This window comes from Streptomyces sp. NPDC046122, from assembly GCF_056429965.1.
This window is the reverse complement of the sequence record NZ_JBWKLQ010000014.1, coordinates 82,133-108,844: the sequence shown is the minus strand read 5'-3', so window position 1 is coordinate 108,844 and position 26,712 is coordinate 82,133. Positions and strand designations below refer to the sequence as shown.

The following is a 26,712-nucleotide window of genomic DNA, read 5'->3' as shown; positions in this document are numbered from 1 at the left end:
CGCGGCGCGAGTGGGAGAGGACGATATTGTCCGGTCCCAGGATCCGCCGCACTCGCGGCCTACTTGCAAGGGGCGACGCAGATGACCGGTCAGCAAGCAGTGACGACCTTGTGGCGTCCCACCGGCCCCGAGGAACTGGACCTGGTCCGCGAGCTCGACTGGCGTGCCTGGCCGCCCCGGCTGCCCGAGCAGCCGATCTTCTACCCGGTCCTCAACGAGGACTACGCGATAAGGATCGCGCGGGACTGGAACGTGAAGCACAGCGGCGTCGGTTTCGTCACGCGTTTCGAGGTCGGGTCGGATTTCGTGAGCCGGTATCCGGTCCAGCAGGCCGGCGGACAGACGATCCTCGAGCTCTGGGTTCCGGCAGAGGAGCTGGACGAGTTCAACGCCCACATCGTCGGGAGGATACAGGTGGTCCACGAGTTCCGCTGAGGCAGGGATCGCGGGCTGCCGGACGTGTTGGTCCGGTGCGTTGTCCACTCGTCCCCGTAGACGCCCACCACGCTGTCCACGCGGCCGGTGATCAGGCACCTGAATGGACCGCCCCAGCTGCTGCCCCGAGCCGGTGCAGGGATGCCGACGCGTGCGGTTGCACGAGGGCGTACAACCCTTGGCCTGCTCCGGGTGTCTTCTGGGTGAGGGCAATACGGGTGTTGCCCTCATCGCATCACCCCACCTCACCGCACCACCCCACCAGCGGGCCGCACTCTGTGCGACGGCGTCCTATGTGTGGGAGCGGCGGCGCTGCCCGGCGCGCCCGGGAACCTGCACCGGGCCGTGCTTCACCGGGCCGAGCAGGACGTCGTAGGCAACTAGGAGACCAAGGAGTTTCTCCGGTGCGTCACATCAGAAGCGCGGCCCTCGCGGCCGCAGCACTCCTCACCCTGGGTGGCGGAGCCGTCGTAGCGGCCCCCGCCGCGCAGGCCGCAGCGCCCTTTCCGTCCATCGGCTGGCAGCAGCGGAACTGCGACTACGACGGCAACGGGTTCGACGACGTGCTGATCGGCGCCCCGGGCGCCACGGTGGGCGGCGCGGCGGGCGCCGGGTACGTCACCGTGCAGTACAGCTCGTCGAGCGGTCTCAGCACCACCAAGAAGAGCGTTCTCCATCAGAACACCACGGGCGTCCCCGGGGGCTCAGAGGCAGGCGACGGCTTCGGGCAGGCCGTTGCCTCCGGCGACCTGGACAACGACGGCTACGACGACGCGATCGTCGGCATACCCGGGGAGGACCTGGCCGGGCTGTCCGACGCGGGCGGCGCCACCGTCTTCTGGGGTTCCCCCACGGGGCTGCACGGGTCGGACAGCACCTGGTTGGAAAACCCCGGTGAACTGCGGGCCGGCGCGAACTTCGGGCGGGCGCTCGAAGCGGCTCGTTACTTCGCCCCCGACCCGGCGGATCCCGACGCCAACCTGCGCGACAGTATCGCCGTCCTGGAGAACGACTCGCTCCTGTTCTTCACCGCCCCGCCGGAGGCGACGGCCCAGCGGCTGCGGCAGGTGGACAAGACCGTCCGGTCTCGGGACGTGGCCCCGCTGGAGACCGGCTTCGCCTTCCGGAGCCTGAGCCACGGCAACTACAACGAGGACAGCTGGGCGGACCTGGCCGTCTCCGGGGTGACCACCGGCGACCAGCCGGGCATCGGCGCCACCCAGGTCCTGCACGGCGCCCCGAGCGTCGAGGAACTGGGGGACGGCGGCGCGTTCGAAGGCGGTCCGGCGGTCGTCTCCAGTGACTTCAACCGGGACGGCCAGGACGACCTGGCCATCGGCGACACGGGCGTCGGTTCGCCCACCGGCGGATCCGTCTCCGTCCATCTGGGCAGGGGCGACCTCTCCGGCCTCGAGCCCACCGCGGCACAGACATGGACGCAGGACTCCCCCGGCGTCCCCGGAACGGCCGAGACGGGCGACCAGTGGGGCGCCGAGATGTCCTCCGGCGACACCGACGGCGACGGCTTCCCGGACCTCGCCATCGGCGCGCCCGGGGAGGACATAGGCTCCGTCTCCAACGCGGGCGCGGTCTGGGCGCTGCGCGGCGCACCGGGTGGGCTGACGGCGACCGGAGCACGCAGCTTCGACCAGAATCACCCCGACATCCCCGGCGCGGCGGAGACCTCGGACCGCTGGGGTGGCCAGGTGCGGCTCATCGACGCCAACAGGGACGGCCGCTTCGGGCTGCTGGCGGCGGCACCGGGCGAGAACACCAACGACGGCTTCGTGTGGGTCGTACCCACGTCGTCCTCGGGGCTGATCGCCAAGGGCACGTGGACCTACGACGGGGCACGCCTCGGGGCGCCGGCGTCCAATGCGCGGTTCGGGGCGGCGATCGACGAGTAGACAGGCCGGCGGGCGGGCGCCTGCGTGGTCGCTGACGCCCGCACGCCGATGCCGCTGCCACTGCCGCTGCCACTGGGCAGGCCATCCTGTGGACCGTCTCAGAGTTCCGCGGGCCGGTGAGTCGGCCCCGGCGGGGGCTCCGTCACGTGCCGGCCCCACACGGTGATCATCCCAGGTGACAGACCTGCCCAATCGGGCGTGGCCAGACCGAGAAGGGCCTCGTCAAGCCGGCCGTCGTCCACCAGCCCGGTCGCGACCATGGCCTCCCGGGCGCGTTTCCAGGTGTCGGCCCAGAAGCGGCTGATGGGGCTGCCGGGGATGAGGGGAGGGACGTACATCTCCGCGGCTACGGAGTGCAGACCCGCACTCCGCAGGAGCTGCGGATACTGCGGCACCCAGGACACGTCGGTGCCGATGGTCGCGCGGAGCCCTTCCCACATGGCTTGCATGACGCGGGTGTACGGGGTGGACGGCAGCGCGGCAGTGGTCAGATCGATGGCGTCACTGAGCACGAGGACCCCGCCCGGGGCGACCAGCGCACTCAGCCGGGAGACCAGCCCGGCCCGACGCCCAGCTCCTGCAGCCGCGCGACGGTCACGTCGTCGTACGCCAGGGCCCCGAGATCGATCCGATCCTCTTCCCCGGTCTCCTGCGGGCGGAACATTCGCTCGCCGTACCGGTTGCTTCCTGGAGCCGGCATCACGGGTCCCGCCTCTCGCATCGGCGCGTCCGTCCCTGCGCTTTCGAGTATGGCGGCGGGAATCGCGCGCTTCCAATCGCGGGGCCGGGCCGCCTCGCACCCGGACTGACACCGGTTTCCGTTGCGAAGTCAGGGGCAGGCGGATGAATGAGCATCTACGAAAGGACCGACATGAGTGCCGGAGAGAAAGCGAAGGCCAAGGCCGAGCAGGTTGTCGGGAAGGCCGTGAGGAAGGTGGCCCACGCGGCGGGCAAGGAGACCACCGCCGCCAAGGGCGCGGCCCTGGAAGCTCGCGGCGAGGCTCGCGCCACCAAGGAGAAGTCGAAGGACACCTTCAGGCGCTGACCCCCGCCGGGCGGACATGGGTATGACCTGCGTGATGTGTGCGCGCATGGGCATGCGGGGTTCCGGGGACGCGTGATCGGGTACGACCCGACGCGCGTCCCCACTCGCTTGCCCCGGGGCCTCGCCGCCGCCGTCCACCTGAGGTCGCTGTCCGGCGCGCGGACGGACCGCCCCCCGTCCACGCGAACGAGGGCAGCGCGCCGACACGTCACGTTCAGTCCAGCAGCGAACCCGCTTCCCGACGCGCCTCGTTGAGCCAGGCCGCACGCTGGTCGCCGTCCGAGTCCGCGACGGTGCGGAAGACGACCCGGCGTACGTCGGCGACTCCTGCGTACGGCAGGACGCACGCCGACCAGATCCTGTGCAGCGGGTCCCCGAACTCCGATTCTTCGCGCTCGGCGGGAGTGTCGGAGGTGTTCAGGACGAGGGCCTTGCCGGCCTTCAGGAGCCCGGTGGGCTCACCCTCCGCAGTGCCGAGTTTGTAGGCGACGCCGGGCACGAACACCCGCTGCAGCCATCCGGCGAGTACGGCCGGGGGCATTCCCCACCAGTTCGGGTGGACGAACACCATGGCATCGAGAGTCGCCACCTCTTCCCGGTGCAGCGCCACTTGTTCATCGTGGGATCGTGACGCCGATCCGACCGTCCCCGTCTCGTCGGCGGACAGCAGCGCTGGGAACCCTTCGGCGCACAGGTCGTGCGCCACCACCTGGCGCCCTCGCCCCCGTAGCTCCTCCACAACGGCCTCGAATATGGCGTGGTTGAAGCTCCCTGGCCGCGGGTGTGCGACGTAAACTCCTACGCGCATACGCATGACTCATCCCCCATTTCGCACCAACGTCGCCGGATTGCGATGCGCGCGGGCCGGTGTGGCTGCTCCGCGTCCGGCTGATCTTCAATTGTCCGTACGCCGCGGCTCACCGGGGCCGGTTTCGAGATCTTCGTGGACGCATCGGCGGTCCCGGCAACTGGCCGGCGACGATCGCGCCGAGCGCGAGACCGAACCCGATCAGTTGCACCGGGCCGAGTGTCTGGCCGAGCAGAACAGCTCCGAGAACCGCGGCGACCAGCGGCGAGAGCAGGACGAGCACCGCCACGGACGTGACGGGCAGTGCGGTGACACCCCGTAACCACAGCACGAACGAGATCAGTCCCCCCACCAGCCCGAGCCAGAGGTAACCGACAGCACCGGCCGTGTCCACTGCGGGAGGCGCCCCCTCGAAGACAACGGTCACCGGCAGCAGGAACAGGCCCCCCGCGGTGAGTTGCCAGCCCGCGAAGGCCGTGGGGGTGACCCCGGGCGGACGTCCCCAGCGCTTGGTGAGCGTCACTCCCAGTGCCATGGTGGCGGCGCTGCCGAGGCCCGCCACGATCCCGGTGACGTCGAGTGCCGCGTCCGGTCCGATCACCACCAGGCCGACGCCGAGCACCCCGGCGACTCCCCAGGCCAGGCGCCAGGCGGACAGGCGCTCGCGGAGGACGATCACGGCCAACAAGGCGACGGCGAGCGGTTGGGCGGCGGCGAGCGTGCCGGCTACGCCGCCCGGCAGGCGTTCGGCCGCGACGAACAGGAGCGGGAAGAGTATGCCGATGTTCAGCACGCCGAGCGCCGCGCCTCTCCCCCACCACACCCCGCGCGGCAGCGTCCGGGAGATCGCAAGCGCGATCAGGCCGGCGGGCAGCGCACGCAGGAGCCCTGCGAACAACGGGTGCCCGGGTGGGAGCAGTTCGGTGGTGACGACGTACGTCGTACCCCACGCCGCGGGAGCGAGCGCCGTCAGGAGGGTGGTGGGCCAACTGCCGCCGGGAAGGCCGCTGTCGGATCCGGTGGAGGCCCGCTGTACTGCTGGACTTGTCATGCCCGCAGTCTCATCGCGGGCCGATCAATGAGTCCAACACATGTTCGTCACCCGATCCATCGCGGATCGCGATAGAAGAGAGTCCATGGAACTTCAGCAGATGCGCTACGTCGTCGCCGTCGCCGAGACGAACAGCTTCACGCGGGCCGCCGAACGATGCCTGGTGGTCCAGTCCGCCCTCAGCCATCAAGTCGCGCGTCTGGAACGGGAACTGGGCGCACGACTCTTCGAGCGCACCAGCCGCCGGGTGCGGTTGACACCGGCAGGCGCGGCCTTCCTCACCGCCGCCCGTCAGTGTCTGGACGCCGCCGAGCGCGCGGCCGCCGAGGTCGCCGCGGCTGTCGGTGAGGTGCGCGGGAGGCTCGCCGTGGGACTGATTCCGACCGTCGCCGCGGTCGATGTCCCGGGGGCGCTGCGCGACTTCCACGAGCGGTACCCGCACGTACGCATCGGCCTGCGGGTGGGCGCGAGCGAGGAACTCGCCGAGCAGGTGGAGCAGGGCGCGGTCGACGTGGCTTTCCTCGGGCTGCCGACCACCGCGCGGCCGCGTGGTGTCGCCGCCCACGAACTCGCCCGCGACCGCCTCGTCGCCGTGGTCGCTCCGGACCACCCCCTCGCCGCGGAACGGGCGGTCGACCTGCGCAGGCTCTCTTCGGAGGTGTTCGTGGACCTGCCGGCCGGAACCGCCGGCCGGGTCCAGTCCGACCAGGCATTCTCAGCCGCCGGCCTCAGCCGCGACGTCGCCTACGAAGTGACCAACGCGGACTACCTCGCCCGACTGGTCGGGCAGGGCCTCGGCATCGCCATGCTCCCTTCGGCGTACGTGCCGCAACTCACCGGCGTCACGACCGTCGAGGTCACCGACGCGCCGGCCCGCTCCGAATACGTCATCTGGAGCCGTGGCAGCCGCACGCCCGCGGCGACCGCGTTCCTCACCGTCCTCGACATCCCCGGCATGCTCGGCCCGGCGGCTCCCGTCAACGCCGAGAGGAGTGGGGGTACGTGAACGTGGCAACCCGAGCGGCGATTGTCGGCCTGGTGTTCGGTGGTCGCAGCGGGGTCGGCGTCGCGCACCAGGCGTCGCCGCCGGCCCGGCTGACCGTCCGCGGAGGCTTAGAACGGCGGCGCGCCGTCCCCGGAAATCGGGACCGTGGTGAACTCGCTCTCGTGCGCATGACTGACACGCTCTTCATGCACCTGACGCTCCTCGCCGCCCGGCAGCTGGAGGCGCAGATTCCCGCTGTCCTGAAGATCGAAGATCCGGTTCGTCGGGACTCCGCGCAGCATGCCGCGCCACTCTTCGAGATCAGGACCGAGAGCCACCAGATCTGCCTCGACGGGCAGCTGAAGCCGCCCAGCGACGAGCAGCGCATCACCGTGATACGTCCGGTTGGTCACGCTCCCAGCTTCCCCTCGTGCCGGACATTCAGCAAGGCGATGTCCTGATCTTGCGGGTCGTACGCGGGGGCGGATGCGGTTGCGCTCCGGCGCCCCGCCACTCGGAATGCGGCCCAAGGGGGCCTTTCGGGGCTCCGGGAGCGGATCAGCCGTGCATGCCGAGGCGCATACTCGGTTGAGCCTGCATATGGAAGGTCACGGGGCGCGCCGAGCACTCCTCGGACGGGAGGCCGGATGCCTGGCCGGCGACATCGCCGGAAGCCTCCCCGGCCCGGTGTTCTGCTCCGTACACTGCGCCCGGACACAGCGTTACGGGGGGCCGTTGCGTCTCCGCGCCTCCTCACCGCTCCCAGGGAGGACTTCGCCATGTGGCCCAGCATCATCGCCGTGGTCGGCACATTGCTCGGGGGCGCACTCACCGGGCTGCTGCAGATCAAGAGCGCGCGCATGGCCCAAAGCGCCGCCCGCGCCGACCAGCGGGCGGAAGCGCTGCGCAGGTCGCTGGGCGAGTTGGTCGCCGCCCTGGGCGACCATCGGCGGGCCATGTGGCATCGCGAAACCCTGCGGCTGGACGGCGCGAGCGAGGAGGCCGTCGAGGCGGCCCGCACGGCCTCCCACGCCACACGCTCAGCCGTGACCGGCCCTCTGGTCGCGGTCGCCGTTCTCGAGCAATCGCTTGCCGAACCGGCCCGGCATGCTGCCAGGACCGCGTTCGACCTGCGCAATGCCGCCGACCACTCCGTCCTGGCCGCGCGACGCGAGGCCGCCATCGCGGCGACTGACGCTCTGATCGCCGCCGCGAGCCGGGCCATGGCCTGACAGGGCGGTCAGCGTCTCCGCAACGAGAAGTGATCACCTTTGAGCGGTAGTGCCGGCCCCGTCCAGTGCTTCCCGGATGATGTCCGCGTGCCCGGAGTGCTGGGCCGTTTCCCGGATCAGGTGCAACAGGATCCGGCGCGCCGACCAGTAGACGGTCTCCGGCGGTGACCACGGAGTCGTGGGCAGCGGCACGCTCACGCCCAGGTTCGGCAACGCGCGCACGGCCTCCTCCGTCGTCCGGGCCGCGGTCTCGTACGCCTCGAGCAAGCCGGCGAGTGTTTCGTCCTCGGCCATGCGGTACTGCCCGGTGTCGAGCATGCCCTCCGGCAGTTCGCCGTTCCCCTCGGTCAGAATCTGCGCCCACACCCGCTCGCCGCGGGCCATGTGCTTGACGATCCCGCCCAGCGTCAGTTCGCTCACGGTCGTGCGCCGCATCGCCTGCTCCTCGCTGATCCCGCGCACCGTGATGAGCAGCAACGCCCGCTGCTCGACGAGTGCACACAACAGCTCGTCGCGCTCGTCCGGAAGGGCTGAGGCCGGTGTGCTCGAAGAAGTGGTCATGGGCCGACGGTAGGAGGCATATAGGCCAGATCTTGTCCTGTTCGGTGAGCGTGCGACAGCAGGGCCACGGACCGCAGGGCGCGGTCCCGACTGGCAGGCTCCGGTCTGCTGCTAGCGTCCGCGTGTGTGACCGACAGCGTGTACGCGGGCAACGCCGGCCAGGACGCGGCACTGGACCGGGGATGGCTCCTCGGGCACTTCAGGGACGCGGCCGATCCCCGCCACAGTGACGATGTGGAGATCAAGTGGGGCGTCCACCCACGTCATGACGAGCGAGTGCGATGGGTGCGAGGCGAGGCACGCACAGCTCTCCTGGTCCTCATCAGCGGGCGCTTCCGGGTGGAACTCCCCGACCGCAGCGTTCTCTTGCGGCAACAGGGCGACTACGTCGTTTGGGGGGCCGGAATCGACCATTCCTGGTTCGCGGAGGAGGAGTCGGTCGTGCTGACGGTGCGGTGGCCGTCCGTGCCCGGCTACGCGGTGACGCCGGAGGCACCACCGGCTCGGGCGCATCACTGACCGCGCAGAGGCTCCTGTCGCCGACGCTCGTGTCATCCCGGTCGTACGGCGGCACCGGACCGGGCGTGAACCGGCCGGCCGGCCGCCGCTCGGCACCTCGGCTCGGCACGCTGCCTCGGCACGTTGACAGGCCGCTGTCGACATGTTGCCATGAGGCGCTGCTCAGACCTGCGCCGCGCCGTCTGCCCGTCGGGCACCGGATCGACGGCCACTCGACCGAGAGCGGCGCCCCCGAACGAATCCAGAGCGAGGAACCATGCCGCAGCGCGCCGCGACCATCGTCGGCGGCGGGATCGGCGGCCTGGCGGCAGCCGTCGCCCTGCACCGCCGGGGCTGGCGCGTCGAGCTGCTCGAACGGGCTCCGGAGTTCACCGAGATCGGCGCGGGCATCTCCCTGTGGCCGAACGCCTTGCACGCCCTCGAAGCCCTCGGCCTCGCGGACACCGTCCGGGCACTCGGCGCCGTCGAGGCGTCGGGCGGCGTACGCGACCGCCGGGGCCGCTGGCTGTCCCGTACGGACACCGCGGAGCTGGCGCGGCGTTTCGGTCATCCCTTGGTCGTCCTGCACCGGGCGGACCTGTTGCGGGCACTCACCGAGGCGCTCCCCGCCGGCTGCCTGCGGCCGGGCAGCGAGGTGGCCGCCGTGCGCGAGGTCGGCGGCCGCCCTGTCGTCGATCACCGCTGGGGCGAGTCCCGGCCGGACCTCGTGGTCGGCGCCGACGGGTTGCGCAGTACGGTCCGCCGCGACGTGTGGCCCGACGCGGCCGGCCCCCGGTACGCCGGTTACACCGCCTGGCGCATGGTCACCGAGCCCCTCGCCCCGCCGCCCTCCGAGGGCGCGGCGACCTGGGGCCGCGGGGAGAGGTTCGGTTACACGGCGCTGCCGGGCGGGCGGGAGTACTGCTTCGCGACCGCTTCGCTGCCGGAGGGCACCGCCTCCGGCTCGTCCGAGTACGCCGAACTGGTGCGCCGGTTCGGGTCCTGGCCGGATCCCATTCCCGGCCTGCTGGCGGCCGTCCCACCGGACGAGGTGCTCCGCCACGACCTGTACGACCTGCCGCCGCTGCCGTCCTTCGTCCGCGGCCGGGTCGCCCTGCTGGGCGACGCGGCCCATGCCATGACTCCCAATCTGGGCCAGGGCGCGTGCCAGGCGCTGGAGGACGCGGTCACCCTCGCCCACTGCCTCGACGAGACCGCGGACGTGGCCGGCGCGCTCCGCTCGTACGATCTCCTGCGCCGCCCGAGGACCCAGGCGATCACGCGCCGCTCCGCCCGGCTGGGGGCCGTCGGACAGCTGTCGCGGCAGCCCGCGGTGCTACTGCGCGACACGGCTGCCCGGCTGGCGCCGACGCGGGCGACGCTGCGGTCCATGGCACCGGTGCTCGGCTGGACCGCGCCCGGTCACCGGGGATCCGCGACGAACGGCGGCGGCCACTGATGCCGGACTGGACGTATCACCCGCTGCGCGGCGCGGCCGCCGCCGTCCTCGGCCGGCGCCGTTCGCAGCGCACCGCGCTGCGGATGCTGGCGTCGATCGGCTCCCGTCCCGCCGGCGCACGGCTGATCGCCCGCGGGTTCGGCCACCGCCATCCGCCGGAGCGGCTCGCCGGCGAGATCGCCGGTGTGCCCGTGACCGTACGCCTCGGCATATCCGTCCCACCGTCGCTCGCCCACGACGCGGTACGGGCCATGCCCCCGCTCGGGGCCGGTGTCGTCGAGGTGACGCCCGTCTCGGCGGCCGACGCGCGGACCGTGCGCGAGGCCGCTGCCGACCGCATGATCCCGCTGGTCGTCGGCGCCTGCGACCCGGAGACCGAGGCCGCCCTCAAGCGCCACGTCGACGGGTTCACCGGCGACGACCCGCACGTCGTCCATGTGTCGGACCCGTCGGCCACCGCCGCGGCCGCCGCGCTCGAAGAGCCCGGCACCGTCGTGCTCGCCCGGCCGGGCGTGCTCGTCGAGGCAGGACCCGGCTGGTTCGCGCGGGTCACCGAAGCGGCCACGCCCGCCTCGCCCGCTCCGGCGCTCCGGGACGTCGGCCGCGACCCCCGGCGCTGGCCCGCCTGGTGGTGGGCGCTGCTCGTGGGGCTCGGCATGACGGGAGCCGGAATCGGCGCCGCGGCGATCACGCTCGGTCCGGTGCTGCTCTGGTACGACCGCGACTACCTCGGCATGACGCTGCGCGAACTGCACGCCGCCAATCACCACCTCGTGCACTTCCTGCAGCACGACCGGATCACCATGGCCGGCACGATGGTGGCGATCGGCGCCCTCTACACCGGCCTCGCCGTGGGCGGGATCAGACGCGGTTGGCCCTGGGCCCGCGAGGTCTACCTCCTGTCGGGGGCGATCGGCTTCCCCACCTTGTTCTACTTCCTGGCCACCGGCTTCGTGGAACCCCTCCACACGGCCACCGTCGTCGTGCTGTTCCCGATGTTCGTCGCCGGGGTCCGCCGAGCCCCGCACACACCCCGGTGGCGCCTCGCGCCCGAAGGGCCGGAGCCGGAGCGCCGAAGGGCGCTGGCCGGCCAGTTGCTGCTCATCGTCACGGGAGCGGGGCTGTTCGCCGGCGGGGCGGTCATCTCGGTGGTCGGTCTGACCGGTGTCTTCGTGCCGACCGACCTGACCTTCCTCGGCGCCGACGCGCAGATGCTGGAAGCGGTCAATCCGCGACTCGTCCCTTTCGTGGCGCACGACCGCGCGGGGTTCGGCGGCGCGCTGATGGCCGCCGCCGTGGCGATCACACTGCTCAGCGCGTGGGGCTGGCGGCGCGGTGAGGCCTGGGTGTTCTGGACCTTGGCCGCGGCGGCGGCAGCCGGCTTCCTGCCGGCCGTCGTGGTGCACGGCGCCATCCACTACACCGACTTCATCCACCTCGCCCCGGTCTACTGCGGCATCGTCATGACCGCCACCGGCCTGCTGCTGGCGCGTCCGTACCTCTGCGCCAGCACCTCGGCGAAGGTGGAGGACTGACGCACGGCCCGAGCATTTCCGGCGCTCTCGGCGCCGCCCCTTGCCGTCGTACGGGGCGGTGTGCGGCGCCCGGGGAGCAGCAGGGCGCGTCAGGCGGGCCCATCCGCCGTCTGCGGACGCGGCCAGGGCATTCCGTGCAACCGCTCGATGTCCGTGTCGAAGCGCTGAAGGCAGTCGGTGAAAGCCGCGATGTCCTCGTCCGGCCAGTCGACCATGATCCGGTCCAGGCTGCCGACAAGGCCCGTACGTCACATCCTCCGCACTCCGCCTTGGCGGAACAACAGCGGTAGGCGTGCGGTCCCCGGCCCTTGGGATACCGCGACAAGCAGCCTCGACATGCCCGGCCTCGGCCCGTCATGACAGGCCCCTTATCGTCCTGCCATGACACAAGAGCTGGATTTCGCCTCGTCTCTCGCCCGGGGGGTGGAGAGCCGCGTTGGCGCCTGGTCCTTCATCCAGGGCTTCGCCGCCCAGTGGGCAAGCCCTTTGGCAAGCGGCGACGGGTACGCCGAGGCGGAGTTGGCCGCGGCGGAGGAGCGGCTGGGCCTTCGCCTGCCGACCGCGTTGCGGGAAGGCTACCGGCTGCTCGGGCGTCGCCAGGATCTCACCAGTAACCACGATGTCCTGCTCAGCCCGGCGAAGCTGTATGTGGATGACGCGAAGGAGGCTCTGGTCTTCCGGGAGGAGAACCAGGGAGCCGCGTCGTGGGGCATCCTGCTCGGCGGTCTGCGGGACGACGACCCGGCGGTGTCCGTCCGGCTCGACCTGGCCGACAAGACCGCCGAACGGTGGGAGGGCTGGCTGGAACGCCTCTCCCTCTGCTTCGTCGAAATCGTTCTGTCCGAGTCCGTGCAGGCCGACGGGCCACTCTGCGACTTCCTCGACCCCGACGACGAAGATGTCGCACTGCTGGAGCGCCACTGCGTCCAGCTGCCGTTCCCGCCTTGTCCGGTCGGCGAGGGGAATCACGCCACCCGCTGGTTCCTGGGCGACGGTGTACTCGCGCGCCACGACGGCACGGCCGTCTTCGCTCGCGGCCGGACAGAGGCTGACCTCGACCGCGTCCGCGATCTGATTCCGGGTGACTGGCTCGACGGGTGACCAGCTCGACAGCTGACCGGCCCGACGAGTGACCGGCTCCACAGGTGACCGGCTCCACGGGTGACCGGCTAGGTCGGTCGCGGAGTGGAGGTGGCGCGTCAGCGACGGCGAAGAAACGCTGCAAGCCTGGCGGTACGGGAAGTCGCTGTCCTGGATGCCGTAGACGGCGTGGCTTGCGCTCACTCGCCCTCGGCTGCGCGCCGTTGACCCGACGCCACGTCACCGGGTGAGGGACGTTTCATGCCCGAGTCACACGCGCGAGGGTGACTGCCGCTGGGCGGGGGGCGCCTTGAGCACGGCCTTGTCGGGCGCGGCGAGCAGTTCGGCCGCGGCGAGCAGTTCATAGGTCTCGGTCAGACGAAGCAGGCTGGCCGGCTGCTCCCGCAGCCCGGACACCACCAGACGACCGCCGTCCGAGCGCATGCGATGACGCAGGCGCAGCAGCAGGTTCAAGCCGCTGGAGTCCATGAAGGTCACGCCTGAGAGTTCCAGGTGCAGGGTCTTGCCGCCGAGCGGGACGACGAGAGCTGCTTCCTCGAGCGCCGGTATGGTCTGCAGGTCCATTTCACCGGCGACGGTGAGCAGGGTCAGGTCAGGGTGTTGTTCGGCGGTTACGGTGAATTCCTTCACGGTTCGCCCCTCAATCCAGGGGTCGAGCCCATCACGGCCACCAGTGGAACCGGTGCCGTCAAGCGCACGGCATGTGCCGTGCACAGCCAAGTAAGACCACCCGTACCGCGCCCCGGCCACCGATCGTGACCAACAAGGGCGGCGCGGGGCCTCCCACCAGACCAGGCTGGCGTCCCCACAGCGTCCCACAGAATCATTGCCCTGTGTCAAATGTTTCGGCGCGAGCGGGAACCACGGCTCGCTGACCAGGCAAATCGACGGGAAAACCCTTTACGCAGGGGTTCCGGACCGCCTGCCGGGGCCGCCCTCCACCCCCGGCACCACCGTGGACGAGCAGTCGTCGGCCATAGGTTCGAACCGGAACTTCAGGGGCGCTCGGCCGTCACCAACCACGCCGCACTGCGCAGCCGTACGGCGCCTTCCTGCTCGAACGGGCGCAGTACGTCGATCAACGCGTGCCGCGCCTCGTCGCGCCGCCCCGGAGTGGTCGTCTGGGCCAGCACGTGCTGCGCCGGTCCGGTGGTCGACACGAAGTCCGCCGCCTGCGCCGCGTCGGCTCCCCAGTCCCCGTACGCCTCGACCGGAACGAGGGCGACGTCCGCGAACCCGGCCGCCTCCAGGACCGTGCGGGTGTGGTCGGGGTCGGTCAGGGAGAACATGCCGGGGGCGCCGGTTGCGCCGAAGTCCCCGGGATCGGCTTCCGGCAGGGCGCGGGACAGTTCGGCCATCACCACCGCCCAGTCGTTGTCCGCGGCCGCGGCGGGGGTGACGAACGCCAGACGGCCGCCGGACCGCAGGGCCCTGCCGATGTTGCCGAAGGCAGCCACCGGGTCGGTGAAGAACATGATCCCGAAGCGGCTGATCGCGCAGTCGAAGCTGCCGGGCGCGAGGGGATGGACCTGAGCGTCCCCCTGCACGAATTCGGCGTTGCCCAGCCCTTCCCGCGCCGAGGCGGCCCGGGCGCGGTCCAGCATGGGGCCGGAGAGATCCAGTCCCACGGCCCCGCCCCCGGGCGCCCGTCGGGCGGCGAGGCGGGTGGTGCGCCCGGCGCCGCAGCCGATGTCCAGGACACGGCCATCGCCGCGGATGTCGGCGGCGTCGAGCAACGACTGGTTGAAGCCGTCGTTCACCGCGTCCCAGCGGTCCTGGTGGCGGGCCCAGGCACTCCCCTCCTCCCCGTTCCACGCCTGCGCCTGGCGGCTGTTGACGACGCGTTCGTTCTCTTCCATGCCGGTCGGCCTCCCCGTTAGAATGGGCATGCGCCCAAACAGTATGGGCGAGCGCCCATACTGTCTACCGTTCTCTCCGGAGCGAGCCGATGTCACCACGCGGAGTGGCCATTCCCGACCTGCGCGAGCGCCTCTTCGCGGCTGCGGAACGGGTGGTGGCACGTGACGGAGCAGGCGCGCTGACCAGCCGCGCGGTCACGGAGGAAGCCGGCTGCGGGAAGGGGGTGCTGCACACGCACTTCGCGGGGCTGGACGCGTTCGTGGCGGAGCTGGTGCTCGACCGCTTCGCGACGACGGCACGGCTGACGGAGACACTGCCCGCCCGCGCCGGGCAGGACACGGTGGTGCACAACGTCCTCTCGGCGGCCCTGACGCTCATGAACTCCCTCGACCCCGGCATCGTCGGGCTGGCCCTGACCATGCCGGGCGCCTCCTCGCACACGCGTCGCGCCTGGGAGGAGGGCGCACCGGGTTTCGGTGTGCTCGAGGCGGCGGTCGCGACCTATCTCGCCGCCGAGCAGGAGCTGGGCCGGATTCCGGCGCACACCGATACGGCGGCGGCCGCCCTCGCCCTCGTCGGCACCCTGCACCACATGCTGATGACCCGTGCCCCCGGCAGCCCCCCGCCCGAGGAGCAGGTGGAACGCCTGGTCACGCTGCTGGTGGGCCACTGACCGGCGAGGGCCCCGGCAGAAGTGGCCCCTGTGGCACGGACCGCCCTTCGACGACGGGCCCTGCCGCTCCCACAAGTCGGCTCGCTGGTCGGCAGCCGATGCAGTGCTGCTGGACGAGGCCGCGGGTTCGACGACTGTGGCATCGCCGTCGCGTCCAACAGGAACCGTGACCGTGCGGGGATGTCAGGCGCCGGCCCTGCGTGCGCCGGGGGGCCATACGACGTCGACGGTCAGGCCGGCCGAGCGGGCCGCGGCCACGGTGTCCGCCGTACCGCCGCCCCGGCCGGTGGGAGCGCTGCCGTCCCAGACGGCCAGCAGACGGTCCGCGCCCCGGAGCAGGCGGTGGTTGGCCGCTTCGTAGGCCGCGCGTCCCGCGTGCGCGTACGGCATGATCACCACCTCGTCGGCGGCCTCGCGCAGTGCGTCGAAGCTGACGCGGTCCGACGGCTCCACCACCGCGTCCCGGTAGTCGCGGGACGGGATGATCACCGACAGCCGGCCCCCGAGCGCCAGGACTTCCTCGGCGAAGAGACTGTCGGCGCCGCGGGCCAGACACGACCGCCCCACGAGCGCGTCGCCGCGCAGAGCCACCAGGAGGTCGCGCAGGGCCGTGCGTACCGGCTCCGCCGCCTCGGCGGCCAGGTCCATGTGACCGGTGACGGCGACCGTGACCACGCGGCAATCCCCTTTCGGCCCGGGCGAGGTGGCCGTCACTCTATCCCGGTGGGCGGTGGCGGCGCGCTGATCGCGCGGTGCGCAGCGTCCGCGGGTCTCACGAAGCGACGGCGGCCGTGAATCCCAGAACGTAGGCCCCGGCGAAGAGCAGCGGAATCCACCGCTCGACCAGGTTCAGCGGCAGGTAGACCCGCCAGTCCCGGCCCTCACCGAGAGCGCGCCATTCGGCCTCCACGAAGGTGCGGGCCGGCAGCCGTTCCTCCAGCGCTCCGATCACCGCGAACTTGCCCCGGTTCAACTGGTGGTAGGAGCGGACGGTGAACCACCAGGTGACACACGTGCCCAGCAGGACCAGCAGGGCCGCGAGGGCGAGGACGACCGGCACCGCGCGGTGAGGATCCTGGGTCAGCCATGCTCCGAGGAAGGCGAGCAGGGCCGTGTGGAGGGTCAGGAAGAAGGTGTTGGCGAGGTTGCGCCGGGCGCTGACCCGGTCGGCCATCTCCACGCACAACTTGTACTGCTCGAAGATCGCGGCGTGATACGCGGCCTTCGCGTCGCGGTAGCCCTCCGTGCCGACGCCGTCGTTCCACAGCGATTCACCGATGTCGGCCATGGCGGCATCTCCCCGTAGTCGTCAGGTCGGCCAAGCCTAACGGAGCCCTTCCGTGCTTTGATCGTGGACCGGTCACAACGTCCTTTGTCGAAAGGTGAGTTGCATGTCGGGGAGTGAACCGCCGGCCGACGACATGAAGGCCATGCTGTCGATCCCGCCGGAGAAGTTACGGAGGCATCCCCGGCTGCTGTACGCACGGCGCGCCGGCGAGGCGGCCGCCAAGGCGCTGGGCTACGCACGGGGCGGACTGCGGGGCGGGGGCGTGCGGACGTACGACGACATCGCACACCGCTACGGGTGCGCCTGCCCACAGGTTCCGTTCGCCGGCGTGGAGACCCTGGCGGGCCTCGCGGTAGGTGAGCGGCGGCGGCAGCGGGCGGGGCTGCCCCCCGACGTGGCCCGGCTCGCCGGGCAGCACGACTTCCTGGCCCACCGGCACCTCGTCATTCCTGACGGCCAGGTCCGCGTCGGAATCGAGCGGGGGCTGCTGTACGCCATGGCGGAACCCGGGGGCGAGGTCATCGGCAGATTTCCCCTGGCGGTTCCTCACCGCATGCTGGAAGAGGCGGCCAAGGCGCAGGACATACGTCCCCAGCCCACCATGTCGGTGTCGCGGCAACTGACGGAGTCGCGCTGGCTGCCCCTGGACGAACTGATCGCGTACGCGCGCTTCCCGCGGATGCGTGAGGTGGAATCCACTCTGGCGCGCGGAGTCTTCCCCGGCCGACATCATGTGTTCGTCTCGCACCGCTGGTTCGACGTCAATCAGCCCGACCCGGACGGCACCCAGGCGCGACTGGTCGCGTGGCACCTGTTCGCCTCGCTGTGCGAGGCGGTCCGAGTCGCCCACCGGCGCGGACTGCGCACCCCTCGCCGGGTGGCTCCCGCCGCGATGCACATGCCCGTCGGCCCGGCCGGTTCGGATCTCGCCGAGTGCCTGCTGGTCGGAGTCCTGAGGGAAACGCTGGACGACGCGTCACTCGTGCCGGTGGCCGAGGAGGTGGACCGGGCCGGGGTGGAAGCGGTCGAGTCCGGGGCGGCGCAGGCGTCCGCCGACGTGGGCCTGCGACGCCTGCGCGCCCTGCTCGACGACCTGCCCTCGCTGCGGCCGCTGCTGGAGCGGATCCACCTCTGGTACGACTTCAGCTGCATGCCGCAGGCTCCACGCACCCCCGAGGAGCAAGCGCTGTTCCGTCGCACCCTCGAGTCGCTGTCCCTGCTGCAGTTCGCCGGGCGCACCCTGGTGCTGCTGGACGATGTCTCCGACTACCTGGGCCGGGCCTGGTGCAGTCTGGAGGCGGCGACCTCGTTGGTGAGCACGGTGGGCGGGCGCCCCGACGTACTGCACACCGGCGGATCGGCGCGGCCATCGGGCCCTTCCACGGACGCCGAATCTCTGCGCAGCCTCGTACAGGACCGTCAGCTGGTCGTCTGGCGCGGGCTGCTGGACACCGAACTGTTCCGGCTGCAGACGCGCGAGGAGTGCGTACGCCGGCTGGAACTGTCCATGGCCCAGGCGGACGACCTCCCTTACCTCTACGACCGTCTGCTGTCCTTCGCCGTGCCGAACGGCCGCACGAGCCGGCAGGCCCTGGTCACAGGCGTGGTTCCGCTGCCGGACATGGGAGAGCGAAACGTTCTGATTCCGGCGCCGGACTACCAGGGCCTGCAGCCGGTCGACGGTGAGCGGCCGGTCCGCGTGATCGGCTCCCTCGACGGGTGGGACGGCCTGGACCTCCGCGCGTACGTAAAGAACAGACGCCCCGACGCCGGGCCCCCCGACGTGACGCCGTACTGGCGCGTCCCCCCGTCCGAAGTTTCGAGCACCGCGCCGACCTGCCACGTCGCGGTCGTCGCCGAGTGCGAGGGGGAGGCCGTACTGATCTCGTCCTGGGCGCGGCGACACCGGGCGGATCTGGAGAAGTCGCTGGGGGTGCGGGTCGTCTCGGGGAGCTGGACCGCGGTGGACCCCGTCCCCGTCGGGCACCTGCCGTACGGGCGCCTGCTGGCTCGGCCGGTTCGGGCCGACGTGTGGGTGCTGGTGGGCAAGTCGGGGCTGCTGGCGCACGACGTGGGCCAGGCCCTGTGCCGCGTGGTGTTCGAGGCCCGCCTCCCGGCCGTCACCGTGTCCCTGGACCGGACCGGCGAGAATGTGGAACAGATCGTCGGTGACGTGGCGCCCGGCGCGCCGCACAGCGCCCGCCTGTCCGGGTGGAGCACCGGGCACGAGCACCCGGCAGGACTGCTCTACATGCACTTGTACCGCCATCTGCTGCAGTGGGGGGCTCCGGTCCGGTGAGGGTGCCGCATGTGGGAGATTTCATCGACGGGGAGCTGGGCCGTGTGCTGCGCGCCCTCAGCACGGCCGACCGGAGCGGCGACGACGCCGGTTTCCACGCGCTGTGCCGAGAGCACGCCGCCGAACTCGACGCCCGCAGTGACGAATGGCTACGGGTACCGGAGGAGCTTCGAGAGCACTTCCGCCGGAACATGAACGCCATGCGGGCGTACCCGCTGACGCTGCAGCGGCTCGCGCGCGAGCTGGACGGGCTGGGCCGTCCAGCCGCACTGCGCCGGCTGTCGGGGGCCGACCGGCCGGGCAATCTGCTGGAGAGGCTGCACGAGGCGGATGTCCTCGCCGAGGACGGGGAGTACGAGGCCGCCGACGCGCTGCTCCGCGAAGAACTCGGCCCGGGGTCGGCCGACGACGCCTCGGTTTCAGCCATTCACTCCCGCCTGGCCGCGCACGCTGCCCTGCGGGACGAACTCGACGCGGCCGTGGAGCACGCTCGCCGTGCGCACGACCTGGCACTGCGCGCGGGCGGCCGGGACGTGGCGACAGCCGCAGCGGTCCTGGACGCTCTGCTCACCGCCCGCGAACTGCGGCGCGGCACGCCCGACGGACGCCGGCTCGTCGCCTGCCGGGACGCCCTGACCCACGCGCAGCAGCTCAGCGACCGGGCGTTGTTCACCGACAGCAATGACGTGCTGCTGCGGTTGCTCGACGACCTGGACACACTCCCCGACGAAGCGTCCGCCCGCCGTTTCATGGGCAAACTCTGCGGTCTGATGGGACTGAACCACTACCACGTGGGCGAACGCGACGAGGCCAGGGCCTGGACGCGCAAAGCCGTGCGGGAGTGCCGGCGACACGGCGACCGCACCGGCGAGGAGGTCTACACGGCCAACTTGAGGGAGATCGGCCGCAGTCGGTAGTCCGCACCTGATGAGGTGATTGCTCGTAGACGTCCGCGGCGAGTGCTGAGGTCGGCGGGCGTACGCGTCCCAGCCGCCGCACCGGCGGTCGCGCGGGGCGCCGCGGGTGCTCAGGCGTGGCGGCCCGGGGCGGCTGTCCGCTTCCCCGCCTTGTGGTGCGCGGGTGTTCGCGGGTGACTGCCGGGCCCTGTGTCGTCCCGGCGTGCGGCAGTTGACAGCGGGGAACGCACCACGTCAGAGTCCCCGCGTGAACGAGACCGACGATCTGACACCGGCCGAGGTACGCGTATGGCGGGCCTTTCCGCGCGGCGCGTCCGTGGACTTCCGCGCCGACGGGGCCGACGGGAACGAGGACGATCCGGCGCTCGACGAGTCGTGGGGCGCGCAGCGGACCGTACGGGCGAGTGTGCTGCGGGCTCTGCTGCTCAGGGCTCCGCAGGAGGAGGGGGAGATCGCCGCCCTCAAGATCACGGGCGCGCGCATCACCGGCGTACTGGACCTGCGGTACGCCACCGTCGAAGCTGCCGTCCGGCTGAGCCACTGCCGGTTCGACGATGCACCCGACCTGTACGGCGCCCAACTGCGTCAGCTCAACCTGAGCAACTCCGTTCTGCCGGGACTCGCCGCGGCGACCCTGCGTGTCGAGGGGGTGCTGAGGATGACGGACTGCCGGGTGCGGGGGCCGGTGCGGCTCGGAGGGGCGCAAATCTCGGGGGCGCTGTTCATGGAGCGGGCGCAGTTCACGGCCCCGGACGACTCCGAGCCGGTGCTCCAGCTCAACCAGGCAGCGATCGGGGACGATCTGTGGGCGCCCGAGATGCGCGCGCACGGCCAGGTACGGCTCACCGGCGCGTCCGTCGCCGGGCGGATCAACGTGCAGGACGCCGAGTTCATCACGCCTGACGGCACCGCGCTGGACGCGCAGAACCTCAACGTGGGCGCCCATGTGCGAGCCCGGTACATCCGTGCGCGGGGCCGGATCGAGCTGCGGGGCTCGCGCATATCGGGGCGGCTCGACCTGCTCCACGCCCACTTGTCACATCCGGGGGACACTGCGCTGCGCGCGAGCAGCTGCGTCATCGGCGAACTGTGGCTGCGCGGGGGCGATCGGATCGAGGGCGCCCTGAATCTTCGGCGTTCCCAGATAGAGATCTTGACGCTTGACCCGGAGATGCTGCCGGACGAGGTGTTTCTCAGCAATCTCACCTACACGGTGCTCGCCCCGCACGAGCCCGCCGAGCGCCGCCTTCCGATGCTGGAGCGGGATGGCGACCGGTACGAGCCGTACGGCTACGAGCAGTTGACGGCGGCCTATCGCCATGTCGGGGACGACGACGCGGCCCGACTCGTCCAACTCGCCAAGCAGCGACGCCGACGCACCACGCTGACCCGGTACGGGCGGCTGTGGGGGTACGCCCAGGACGCCACCGTCGGTTACGGTTTCCGCCCTCTGCGCGCGGCCGTGTGGCTGCTGTCCCTGGTGGCCGTCGGGTCGATCGCGTACGGCCTGGACCACCCCCGCCCCGTCAAGGCGGACGAGGCCCCCGACTTCAACCCCGTCTTCTACACCCTCGACCTGCTCCTGCCGGTCATCAGCTTCGGTCAGGAGCCGGCGTTCGCCCCGGACGGCCCGTATCAGTGGCTGGCGTACACCCTGATCATCACGGGCTGGATCCTGGCGACGACGATCGTCACGGGCGTGACGCGTACGGTCAGCCGCCAATGACCCCCGCCGAGAACCGGGACCACCGCGCCGGACGCCCCCTCCCCGGGCGGGAGGGTAGCCACGCTCATGCTCACCACCGCCGCGCCACCAGTCGCGCGGAGCGGTCCTGGCTGCGGGAGGTTCCGGACCGATGCGGCGTGGCACTGCGTGGCGTGGAGCCGTGTACGGAGGGCCTGTTCGCGTCGCCCTCGCCCTCGTCACGCCCTCGTCACGCCCTCGACCGTGCCTAAGCTTCCGGGCGTGAACGACACCACACACGGCATGCGCATCAGGCCCGGCGGTCCGGCCGACACACCCGCCATATTGGAGATGCTCGACTCCGCGATCGCCTGGATGAACCAGCGCGGCAACACCGAGCAGTGGGGCACCACACCGTACTCCCAGCTGCCCGGCGGGGTGGCGCGGGTCGAGCGGTACACGACCGAGAACGCGCCGTACGTCGCGGAATGGGACGGAGTGCCTGTCGGAGCCCTGGTGCTGGACTCCGGGCCGAGCCCCCAGGTGCCGATCGCACCGGCCGAGGAGCCCGAGCGGTACGTCCGGCTGCTTGTCTCCGACCGGCGGCACGCCGGACTGGGCATCGGAGCGTCACTGCTGGCCCATGCCGCCGAGGAGACCCGGCGGGCCGGCGTGAAGCTGCTGCGGGTCGACTGCTGGGCGGGCGGCGGGGGCGAGTTGGTCGCGTATTACGAGCGCAACGGTTTCACCCCCACCGACCGTTTCCTGTCCGGTTCCTGGCCCGGCCAAGTGCTGGCCCGACGCGTCGCCTGACGGGCGCCCGTCGGCGGATCGGCCGGCGCTGCGCAAGCTTCGGTCTGACCGGAAGGCAACCGCTTCCGCGTGTCCTGCGAAAAGGGGTCGGCTCGGGCGCGGGCGGGTAGGAAGGCGACCGGCGCAGGTCTCCTCGGCAGGATCAGGCCACCGGTCTGATCACGAACTCCTGGTCGCGGCCCCGATCACAACGGGAAACCAGCGCCTGCGCCCCGACCGCCGCCGCTTCCCCGCTCATGCCTACGCACGCGGACCCTCCGCGCATCCGCAGCCGGAAGCGATCACTTTCCGGCGTGCCGACGGGTTCGATCCAGAAATGCTGAAAACGCCTGGTGGAAGAGCAGCTGTCCCACGGTTCCAGCGCGCCCTGCGCGAGACCGCTGCGGCGCAGGGTGAGGCAGCCCGTTCCGTGCCGGGGGTGCTGCCACTCGACGTAGTACGGTCCCGCCGCGGCCGCGCCGAGCGGCCTGAGGCGGGTGTGCGGCGGCCGGGCCTCGGTGCACGGCTGCTGGACGGCTATGGCGTGAGCGTAGTTTCCCTTGGCGTCCCGGCCCTCGCTCAGACACAGGTGCTGGGCGCGCACCGGACGTATTTCCACATAGCCCCGCAAGAGGGCACCCGGCCCGGGGCTTCCCGCCCCGACCGGGACCTGCGCGTGCGGGCTGCCGTTCACCCCTCCCTCCGGCTCCCGTTCCTGTGCCGCCAGAAACCAGATTCCGGCGACGAGCGTCAGCACGGCCACCGCGGCGGCTATCAGCACCGGAGCCCGCGGTCGGAGCGTGGCAGGCGCGGCGGGCGTGGCCGAGGGAGGGGGTGGCGCCCTGCGGATACGGTTTCTCGCCGCCAGCCAGACCGGTAGTGCGGCCTCCTGGCCGCAGGCCCGCAGGAATGCGGCCAGGACTTCCGGGCGCGGCAGGCTCTCGCCCCGCAGAGCGTCGGAGAGCGTACTGCGGGCGAGTACGTCGCCCCGGAGGCGGGCCCGCTCCTCCAACTCCCGGTAGGTCAGTCCGGAGTGCTTCTTCAGTTCGCGGAGCTGCTCGGCGAACTCGCGCGCCGAGCCCGCCGCTTCGGGTCGTAAGTCCCCGGTGTCCATGGCGTCAATCCTTGCCAGGGGCGTCCGTCGCGGCAATCACCATTGTGGCCATTCGCGCGATCTGCTCGGCGCAAGCCGTGTGCCCCGGCATCCGGACAAGAGCCGGACAGGCCGTGACCAGGCCGGACAGCCGCAACCTGTCCGGGACAGGACCAGCCATTGCATCGCCCCCTCCACCTGCACCAGCGTTCTGTCCGTCCGGCTGACCCGGAGGTACGGCCCCTTTCCTGGCCGAAGAACCTCACCCGGACCGTTCGCAGAATCCGTACGACCGACGAGGAGTCGAATCATGCGTATGCGCACACTGCTGGTGGGAGCGGGGATCGGCGCCACACTCGCGCTCGGGGCGACAGTCGTCCCGGCCGCTGCCGCTGTTCCCGCCGGCCAGCCGGCCGTACGGTCGGCCGAGGTGACGGCGGCCCCCGTGGACAGCCAGGCACTGCGCTGGGTGGACTCCGGTGAACGTTTCAACCGGCTTGCCCCCTGCAACACCCGCGGTGAGTGGTACTGGGACAACTACCCGACCGTCTACAGCTGGGACTGCCGCTGGAGCTCCGCCAACAGGAACTACCAGCTGTGGCTCCAGAAGGGCTGAGCCCCGCCAGGTAGGGCTTCGTAGGGAGGAGCCCGGGTAGCCCCGGCAGGGCTCCGTACGGAAGAGCCCGCGGACCGCGATCCGGCGCCCTGGCGTCGGTCGCCGATGTCCTCCAGCCACGGCTGGGGGACATCGGGCCTCCCCCCGCCACCGCGATCATCACGCACGAGCCGCCCGGCCTCCGGCCCCGTGTCTTCGGAAGCTCCCTGGGTAGGGTGGGCACTACAGACATCGTGAACCGGAACAAGGAGCAGACGTGAGCGAGCCGGCGTCCATCGCCCTGCAGCAGGAGATCGCCCGGGACCTGCAGGTCGCCGGGACTTTCGACGCCGATCAGGAGATCGAGCGCCGGGTGGCTTTCCTCGCCGAGCGGCTGACCTCCACCGGTCTGCGCTCCCTCGTGCTCGGCATCAGCGGTGGTGTGGACTCCACCACCGCCGGACGGCTGTGCCAGCTCGCGGTCGAGCGGGCGCGCGCCGCCGGGCACGAGGCGCGGTTCTACGCGATGCGGCTGCCGTACGGGGTCCAGGCCGACGAGCACGACGCGCAGCTCGCGCTCTCCTTCATCCGCGCCGACCACGTACTGACCGTGGACATCAAGCCCGCGAGCGACGCCGCTCTCGCGGCTGCGCTGGCGGCCGACGTGGCCTTTCGCGACGCCCTCCACCAGGACTTCGTGCTCGGCAACATCAAGGCACGTCAGCGCATGATCGCCCAGTACGCGGTGGCAGGCGCGCACGAGGGCCTGGTCGTCGGCACCGATCACGCCGCCGAGGCGGTCTCCGGGTTCTTCACCAAGTTCGGCGACGGCGCCGCCGACCTGGTCCCGCTGACCGGCCTGACCAAGCGACGGGTGCGCGCCGTCGCGGACGCGCTGGGCGCGCCGGCCGAGCTGGTGTGGAAGGTCCCGACGGCCGACCTGGAGACCCTCGACCCGGGCAAGGCGGACGAGGACGCGCTCGGGGTCACGTACGACGACATCGACGACTTCCTGGAGGGCAAGCCGGTGGAGGAGCGGGCCTTCGAGACGATCGTCAACCGCTACCGCCTCACCGAGCACAAGCGCCGGCTGCCCATCGCGCCCTGAGCGCTCGGGAACGACCGGGGGCAGGTGCGGCGGGCGCCGCGCCTACCCGGTCCGTGGCCGGCCGGGCTGCCCGGCGGACACGGGAACGATCACCTGCCGGTCCGCCGGGGGACGACCGGTGACTAGCCGGCGGCCCCCTCGCCCCTGACCCGCCGCACGCTGCGGATGAAGGGCAGGTCGGCGAGGGGAAGCCCCGAGTAGAAGCGCGCGGCGAGTTCGCTCATCTCGTGGGCCCTCTCGAGGTGGACCATGTGATCGGCGTCCGCGACTTCCGCGTACTGGCTGTCGGCGCAGCAGGCTGCCATCTCGAGGCAGAGTTCGGGCGTGGTGAACGTGTCGTGCTCGCCGGTGACGACGAGAACCGGGTGAGGCGGCGGCGAGGTCGTGTCGAGCGTCGTGTGGCGGAGCAGCCGCCGGGTGTTGGCACGGTACTTGTCGGTCTCGTCGGCGTCGGCGGTGGCGAAGCGGGTGTGCAGGATGCGGCGAAGCGCGCGGCCGTTGACGACGCCCGCACCGGGCTTCTGCGACATGAACAGGTCGACGGTCGCCTGGGCGAAGAGGTGCATCTCCTGGGCGTCGAGCAGGTCGAGGGTGTGCCGGATCGCGGTCTGCGCGTGCTCCGGAATCCGGCGCATCGTCCCGAACAGCAGCATCCGGCCGACGTCCTCGGGATGTGCCTGGGCGAGACGGTAGGCGATGGCCGTTCCGTACGAGCCGGCGGCGATGTTGAGCCGTCGCAGACCCAGTTCGCCCAGCATGTGGTGCAGGCAGTCGGCGATGATCTCCACCCCGTGCTGTTCCGGCAGCAGGTCGGCGCTCCCCCACCCCGGTGGATCCACGGTCAGGACATCGGCGTACCGCAGGATCTCCTGTTCGACGTACCCCCACCGCTCCTTGCGCTGAAAGGCGCCGCCGATGAGCAGCACCGGCGGCAGACTGCGCTCGGGCGCCCGTACCAGGCGGGACTCGAACCGGAATCCTTCCCAGTGATGGACCCGGACGGCTGCCCGCACATCGCCGGAAGCGCCGGCCCGGCGCGTGTCCCGCGTACGGTCGTCTGTGGGCGTGGGCATCTCGTCCTCCGTTGCCTCGCTGCTGCAGGTGATCAGGCGCATCCCGGGCGCTCGCGTCCCGCAGGGGGCGACCACACCGGAAGCGCGCGTCCGCACGGCCACGGCGTTCCTCCTGGCGCGTCCCGGCCTTGCTCCTCGATCACTCCAGCAACGCACCGCGCGGCCGGAGGCACCTGCTGGAAGCGGCCATCCGGTCGACGGACGACCGTCCGGCACCCTGTCCGGCTGCCGACGCTGACCGCCCCCGTACGCACAGCGCCGCCCGCCCCGCCCGGACGGGCGGGGTGAGCGGCGTCCGTGCGGGGGCGGTCAGCTGCCGACCGGGGTGACGCCGAACATCAGGGTCCGGCGGCCGACGTCGTAGTGGACGGTCTCCGTCTCGGAAAGCAGGTCCTGCAGGACGTCGGCGTCGGCGGCGTCAACGGTCAGCACTTCCTCCCACGCGCCTTCGTCGAGCACCAGCTGCAGGGTGATGGTGCCCGGGGCCGCCGGCCCACCGGCGACCCAGCTGAACTGGTAGTGGCTGAGCTGGCGCACCTTGATGCTGTCGTCGGTGACGGGCTGCGTGACCTTGGCCATGAGTCTCTCCTTGTGGCGTGGGGACGGGCGGTTGCGGTTCCGCTGTGGGCTGATCTTGTTGTCCTTCCGAACGTGCCGCGCCCGAGTGCTCGCCGCGCGGCGGACGCGTACGCTCGCGCCGCATCGGGGGCCGC

The 26,712-nt window shown here is 71.5% G+C and carries 29 protein-coding genes and 1 pseudogene; 17 read left to right on the top strand and 13 right to left on the bottom strand.

Annotated elements, in window-relative coordinates; translation table 11 throughout:
* Window positions 1-81 precede the first annotated feature (81 nt).
* A complete protein-coding gene (locus AC07FK_RS28155; RefSeq protein WP_479107761.1) occupies window positions 82-435 on the top strand; it encodes a hypothetical protein in 354 nt (117 codons plus the stop codon).
* 404 nt (window positions 436-839) lie between these two features.
* Window positions 840-2,342, top strand: a complete 1,503-nt coding sequence (locus AC07FK_RS28150; protein WP_479107760.1) for an FG-GAP repeat protein — start codon at window positions 840-842, stop codon at window positions 2,340-2,342.
* Window positions 2,343-2,440: 98 nt separating this feature from the next.
* Here AC07FK_RS28150 and AC07FK_RS28145 read toward each other — a convergent pair.
* Both AC07FK_RS28145 and AC07FK_RS28140 read right to left on the bottom strand, forming a co-directional pair.
* Window positions 2,441-2,887, bottom strand: a pseudogene (locus tag AC07FK_RS28145) (SAM-dependent methyltransferase); the annotation flags it as partial.
* Entirely contained in the window at window positions 2,884-3,006 is a 123-nt protein-coding gene (locus AC07FK_RS28140) for a hypothetical protein (protein WP_479107825.1), read from the bottom strand. The gene AC07FK_RS28140 and the pseudogene AC07FK_RS28145, both read right to left, overlap by 4 nt.
* A 207-nt stretch (window positions 3,007-3,213) precedes the next feature.
* Between AC07FK_RS28140 and AC07FK_RS28135 the strand changes: the two genes are divergently transcribed.
* The gene (locus AC07FK_RS28135; protein WP_479107759.1) at window positions 3,214-3,387 is read left to right on the top strand and encodes a hypothetical protein; all 174 of its coding nucleotides are present in this window, start codon (window positions 3,214-3,216) and stop codon (window positions 3,385-3,387) included.
* Window positions 3,388-3,601: 214 nt separating this feature from the next.
* Here AC07FK_RS28135 and AC07FK_RS28130 read toward each other — a convergent pair whose 3' ends face one another.
* Both AC07FK_RS28130 and AC07FK_RS28125 read right to left on the bottom strand, forming a co-directional pair.
* Complete coding sequence (locus tag AC07FK_RS28130; RefSeq protein ID WP_479107758.1) at window positions 3,602-4,195, bottom strand: NAD(P)H-dependent oxidoreductase; 594 nt, start codon at window positions 4,193-4,195, stop codon at window positions 3,602-3,604.
* Window positions 4,196-4,304: 109 nt separating this feature from the next.
* Window positions 4,305-5,246, bottom strand: coding sequence for an EamA family transporter (locus AC07FK_RS28125; protein ID WP_479107757.1), 942 nt, complete (start codon window positions 5,244-5,246; stop codon window positions 4,305-4,307).
* An 85-nt stretch (window positions 5,247-5,331) separates the two neighbouring features.
* Between AC07FK_RS28125 and AC07FK_RS28120 the strand changes: the two genes are divergently transcribed.
* The 3 genes from AC07FK_RS28120 to AC07FK_RS28110 all read left to right on the top strand — a co-directional run bounded on the left by AC07FK_RS28120 (window position 5,332) and on the right by AC07FK_RS28110 (window position 7,463).
* Entirely contained in the window at window positions 5,332-6,252 is a 921-nt protein-coding gene (locus AC07FK_RS28120; RefSeq protein ID WP_479107756.1) for a LysR family transcriptional regulator, read from the top strand.
* Window positions 6,249-6,692: a hypothetical protein gene (locus AC07FK_RS28115; RefSeq protein ID WP_479107755.1), complete on the top strand. Its 444-nt coding sequence runs from the start codon at window positions 6,249-6,251 to the stop codon at window positions 6,690-6,692. Before AC07FK_RS28120 ends, AC07FK_RS28115 begins: the two co-directional genes overlap by 4 nt.
* A 318-nt stretch (window positions 6,693-7,010) precedes the next feature.
* Complete coding sequence (locus AC07FK_RS28110; protein ID WP_479107754.1) at window positions 7,011-7,463, top strand: protein kilB; 453 nt, start codon at window positions 7,011-7,013, stop codon at window positions 7,461-7,463.
* 33 nt (window positions 7,464-7,496) lie between these two features.
* Here the strand turns inward: AC07FK_RS28110 and AC07FK_RS28105 are convergent, their stop codons facing one another.
* Entirely contained in the window at window positions 7,497-8,024 is a 528-nt protein-coding gene (locus tag AC07FK_RS28105) for a DinB family protein (protein WP_479107753.1), read from the bottom strand.
* A gap of 126 nt (window positions 8,025-8,150) precedes the next feature.
* Here AC07FK_RS28105 and AC07FK_RS28100 point away from each other — a divergent pair, with 126 nt between their 5' ends.
* From AC07FK_RS28100 to AC07FK_RS28090, 3 genes are all read left to right on the top strand, one after another.
* Window positions 8,151-8,543 (top strand): cupin domain-containing protein, encoded by a 393-nt coding sequence (locus AC07FK_RS28100; protein ID WP_479107752.1) that lies wholly within the window; start codon window positions 8,151-8,153, stop codon window positions 8,541-8,543.
* 256 nt (window positions 8,544-8,799) lie between these two features.
* Window positions 8,800-9,981 carry an FAD-dependent monooxygenase gene (locus AC07FK_RS28095; protein WP_479107751.1) on the top strand — a complete coding sequence of 394 codons (1,182 nt, stop codon included), beginning with the start codon at window positions 8,800-8,802 and terminating at the stop codon, window positions 9,979-9,981.
* On the top strand, window positions 9,981-11,516 hold the full coding sequence (locus AC07FK_RS28090; protein WP_479107750.1) for a hypothetical protein: 1,536 nt from the start codon (window positions 9,981-9,983) through the stop codon (window positions 11,514-11,516). The genes AC07FK_RS28095 and AC07FK_RS28090 overlap by 1 nt, the downstream gene beginning before the upstream one ends.
* 89 nt (window positions 11,517-11,605) lie before the next feature.
* On the opposite strand, the gene AC07FK_RS28085 is transcribed toward AC07FK_RS28090, so the two are convergent.
* Complete coding sequence (locus AC07FK_RS28085; RefSeq protein WP_479107749.1) at window positions 11,606-11,731, bottom strand: hypothetical protein; 126 nt, start codon at window positions 11,729-11,731, stop codon at window positions 11,606-11,608.
* 166 nt (window positions 11,732-11,897) lie between these two features.
* Between AC07FK_RS28085 and AC07FK_RS28080 the strand changes: the two genes are divergently transcribed.
* Window positions 11,898-12,617: an SMI1/KNR4 family protein gene (locus AC07FK_RS28080; RefSeq protein WP_479107748.1), complete on the top strand. Its 720-nt coding sequence runs from the start codon at window positions 11,898-11,900 to the stop codon at window positions 12,615-12,617.
* Window positions 12,618-12,866: 249 nt separating this feature from the next.
* Here the strand turns inward: AC07FK_RS28080 and AC07FK_RS28075 are convergent, their stop codons facing one another.
* Window positions 12,867-13,247, bottom strand: coding sequence for an STAS domain-containing protein (locus tag AC07FK_RS28075; RefSeq protein WP_479107747.1), 381 nt, complete (start codon window positions 13,245-13,247; stop codon window positions 12,867-12,869).
* 365 nt (window positions 13,248-13,612) lie between these two features.
* Window positions 13,613-14,476, bottom strand: a complete 864-nt coding sequence (locus AC07FK_RS28070) for a class I SAM-dependent methyltransferase (RefSeq protein ID WP_479107746.1) — start codon at window positions 14,474-14,476, stop codon at window positions 13,613-13,615.
* Window positions 14,477-14,565: 89 nt separating this feature from the next.
* Here AC07FK_RS28070 and AC07FK_RS28065 point away from each other — a divergent pair, with 89 nt between their 5' ends.
* Window positions 14,566-15,150, top strand: a complete 585-nt coding sequence (locus AC07FK_RS28065; protein ID WP_479107745.1) for a TetR/AcrR family transcriptional regulator — start codon at window positions 14,566-14,568, stop codon at window positions 15,148-15,150.
* A 183-nt stretch (window positions 15,151-15,333) separates the two neighbouring features.
* Here the strand turns inward: AC07FK_RS28065 and AC07FK_RS28060 are convergent, their stop codons facing one another.
* Entirely contained in the window at window positions 15,334-15,825 is a 492-nt protein-coding gene (locus AC07FK_RS28060) for a hypothetical protein (RefSeq protein ID WP_479107744.1), read from the bottom strand.
* A gap of 97 nt (window positions 15,826-15,922) precedes the next feature.
* Window positions 15,923-16,438: a RipA family octameric membrane protein gene (locus AC07FK_RS28055; protein ID WP_479107743.1), complete on the bottom strand. Its 516-nt coding sequence runs from the start codon at window positions 16,436-16,438 to the stop codon at window positions 15,923-15,925.
* Between the two features lie 103 nt (window positions 16,439-16,541).
* Between AC07FK_RS28055 and AC07FK_RS28050 the strand changes: the two genes are divergently transcribed.
* The 4 genes from AC07FK_RS28050 (at window position 16,542) to AC07FK_RS28035 (ending at window position 22,151) form a co-directional block, all read left to right on the top strand.
* Window positions 16,542-18,737: a hypothetical protein gene (locus AC07FK_RS28050; protein ID WP_479107742.1), complete on the top strand. Its 2,196-nt coding sequence runs from the start codon at window positions 16,542-16,544 to the stop codon at window positions 18,735-18,737.
* Window positions 18,738-18,748: 11 nt separating this feature from the next.
* Window positions 18,749-19,654, top strand: a complete 906-nt coding sequence (locus tag AC07FK_RS28045; RefSeq protein WP_479107741.1) for a hypothetical protein — start codon at window positions 18,749-18,751, stop codon at window positions 19,652-19,654.
* A 247-nt stretch (window positions 19,655-19,901) separates the two neighbouring features.
* Window positions 19,902-21,380, top strand: a complete 1,479-nt coding sequence (locus AC07FK_RS28040; RefSeq protein ID WP_479107740.1) for a membrane-associated oxidoreductase — start codon at window positions 19,902-19,904, stop codon at window positions 21,378-21,380.
* Between the two features lie 240 nt (window positions 21,381-21,620).
* The gene (locus AC07FK_RS28035) at window positions 21,621-22,151 is read left to right on the top strand and encodes a GNAT family N-acetyltransferase (RefSeq protein ID WP_479107739.1); all 531 of its coding nucleotides are present in this window, start codon (window positions 21,621-21,623) and stop codon (window positions 22,149-22,151) included.
* A gap of 142 nt (window positions 22,152-22,293) precedes the next feature.
* Here the strand turns inward: AC07FK_RS28035 and AC07FK_RS28030 are convergent, their stop codons facing one another.
* A complete protein-coding gene (locus tag AC07FK_RS28030; RefSeq protein WP_479107738.1) occupies window positions 22,294-23,244 on the bottom strand; it encodes a helix-turn-helix domain-containing protein in 951 nt (316 codons plus the stop codon).
* Between the two features lie 289 nt (window positions 23,245-23,533).
* Here AC07FK_RS28030 and AC07FK_RS28025 point away from each other — a divergent pair, with 289 nt between their 5' ends.
* On the top strand, window positions 23,534-23,839 hold the full coding sequence (locus tag AC07FK_RS28025) for a hypothetical protein (protein WP_479107737.1): 306 nt from the start codon (window positions 23,534-23,536) through the stop codon (window positions 23,837-23,839).
* Between the two features lie 256 nt (window positions 23,840-24,095).
* Entirely contained in the window at window positions 24,096-24,926 is an 831-nt protein-coding gene (gene nadE / locus AC07FK_RS28020) for an ammonia-dependent NAD(+) synthetase (RefSeq protein WP_479107736.1), read from the top strand.
* A 122-nt stretch (window positions 24,927-25,048) separates the two neighbouring features.
* Here nadE and AC07FK_RS28015 read toward each other — a convergent pair whose 3' ends face one another.
* Together AC07FK_RS28015 and AC07FK_RS28010 are read right to left on the bottom strand one after the other, a co-directional pair.
* Window positions 25,049-25,999, bottom strand: coding sequence for an alpha/beta fold hydrolase (locus AC07FK_RS28015; RefSeq protein ID WP_479107735.1), 951 nt, complete (start codon window positions 25,997-25,999; stop codon window positions 25,049-25,051).
* 309 nt (window positions 26,000-26,308) lie between these two features.
* Window positions 26,309-26,578, bottom strand: a complete 270-nt coding sequence (locus tag AC07FK_RS28010; protein WP_479107734.1) for a hypothetical protein — start codon at window positions 26,576-26,578, stop codon at window positions 26,309-26,311.
* Window positions 26,579-26,712: the final 134 nt, after the last annotated feature.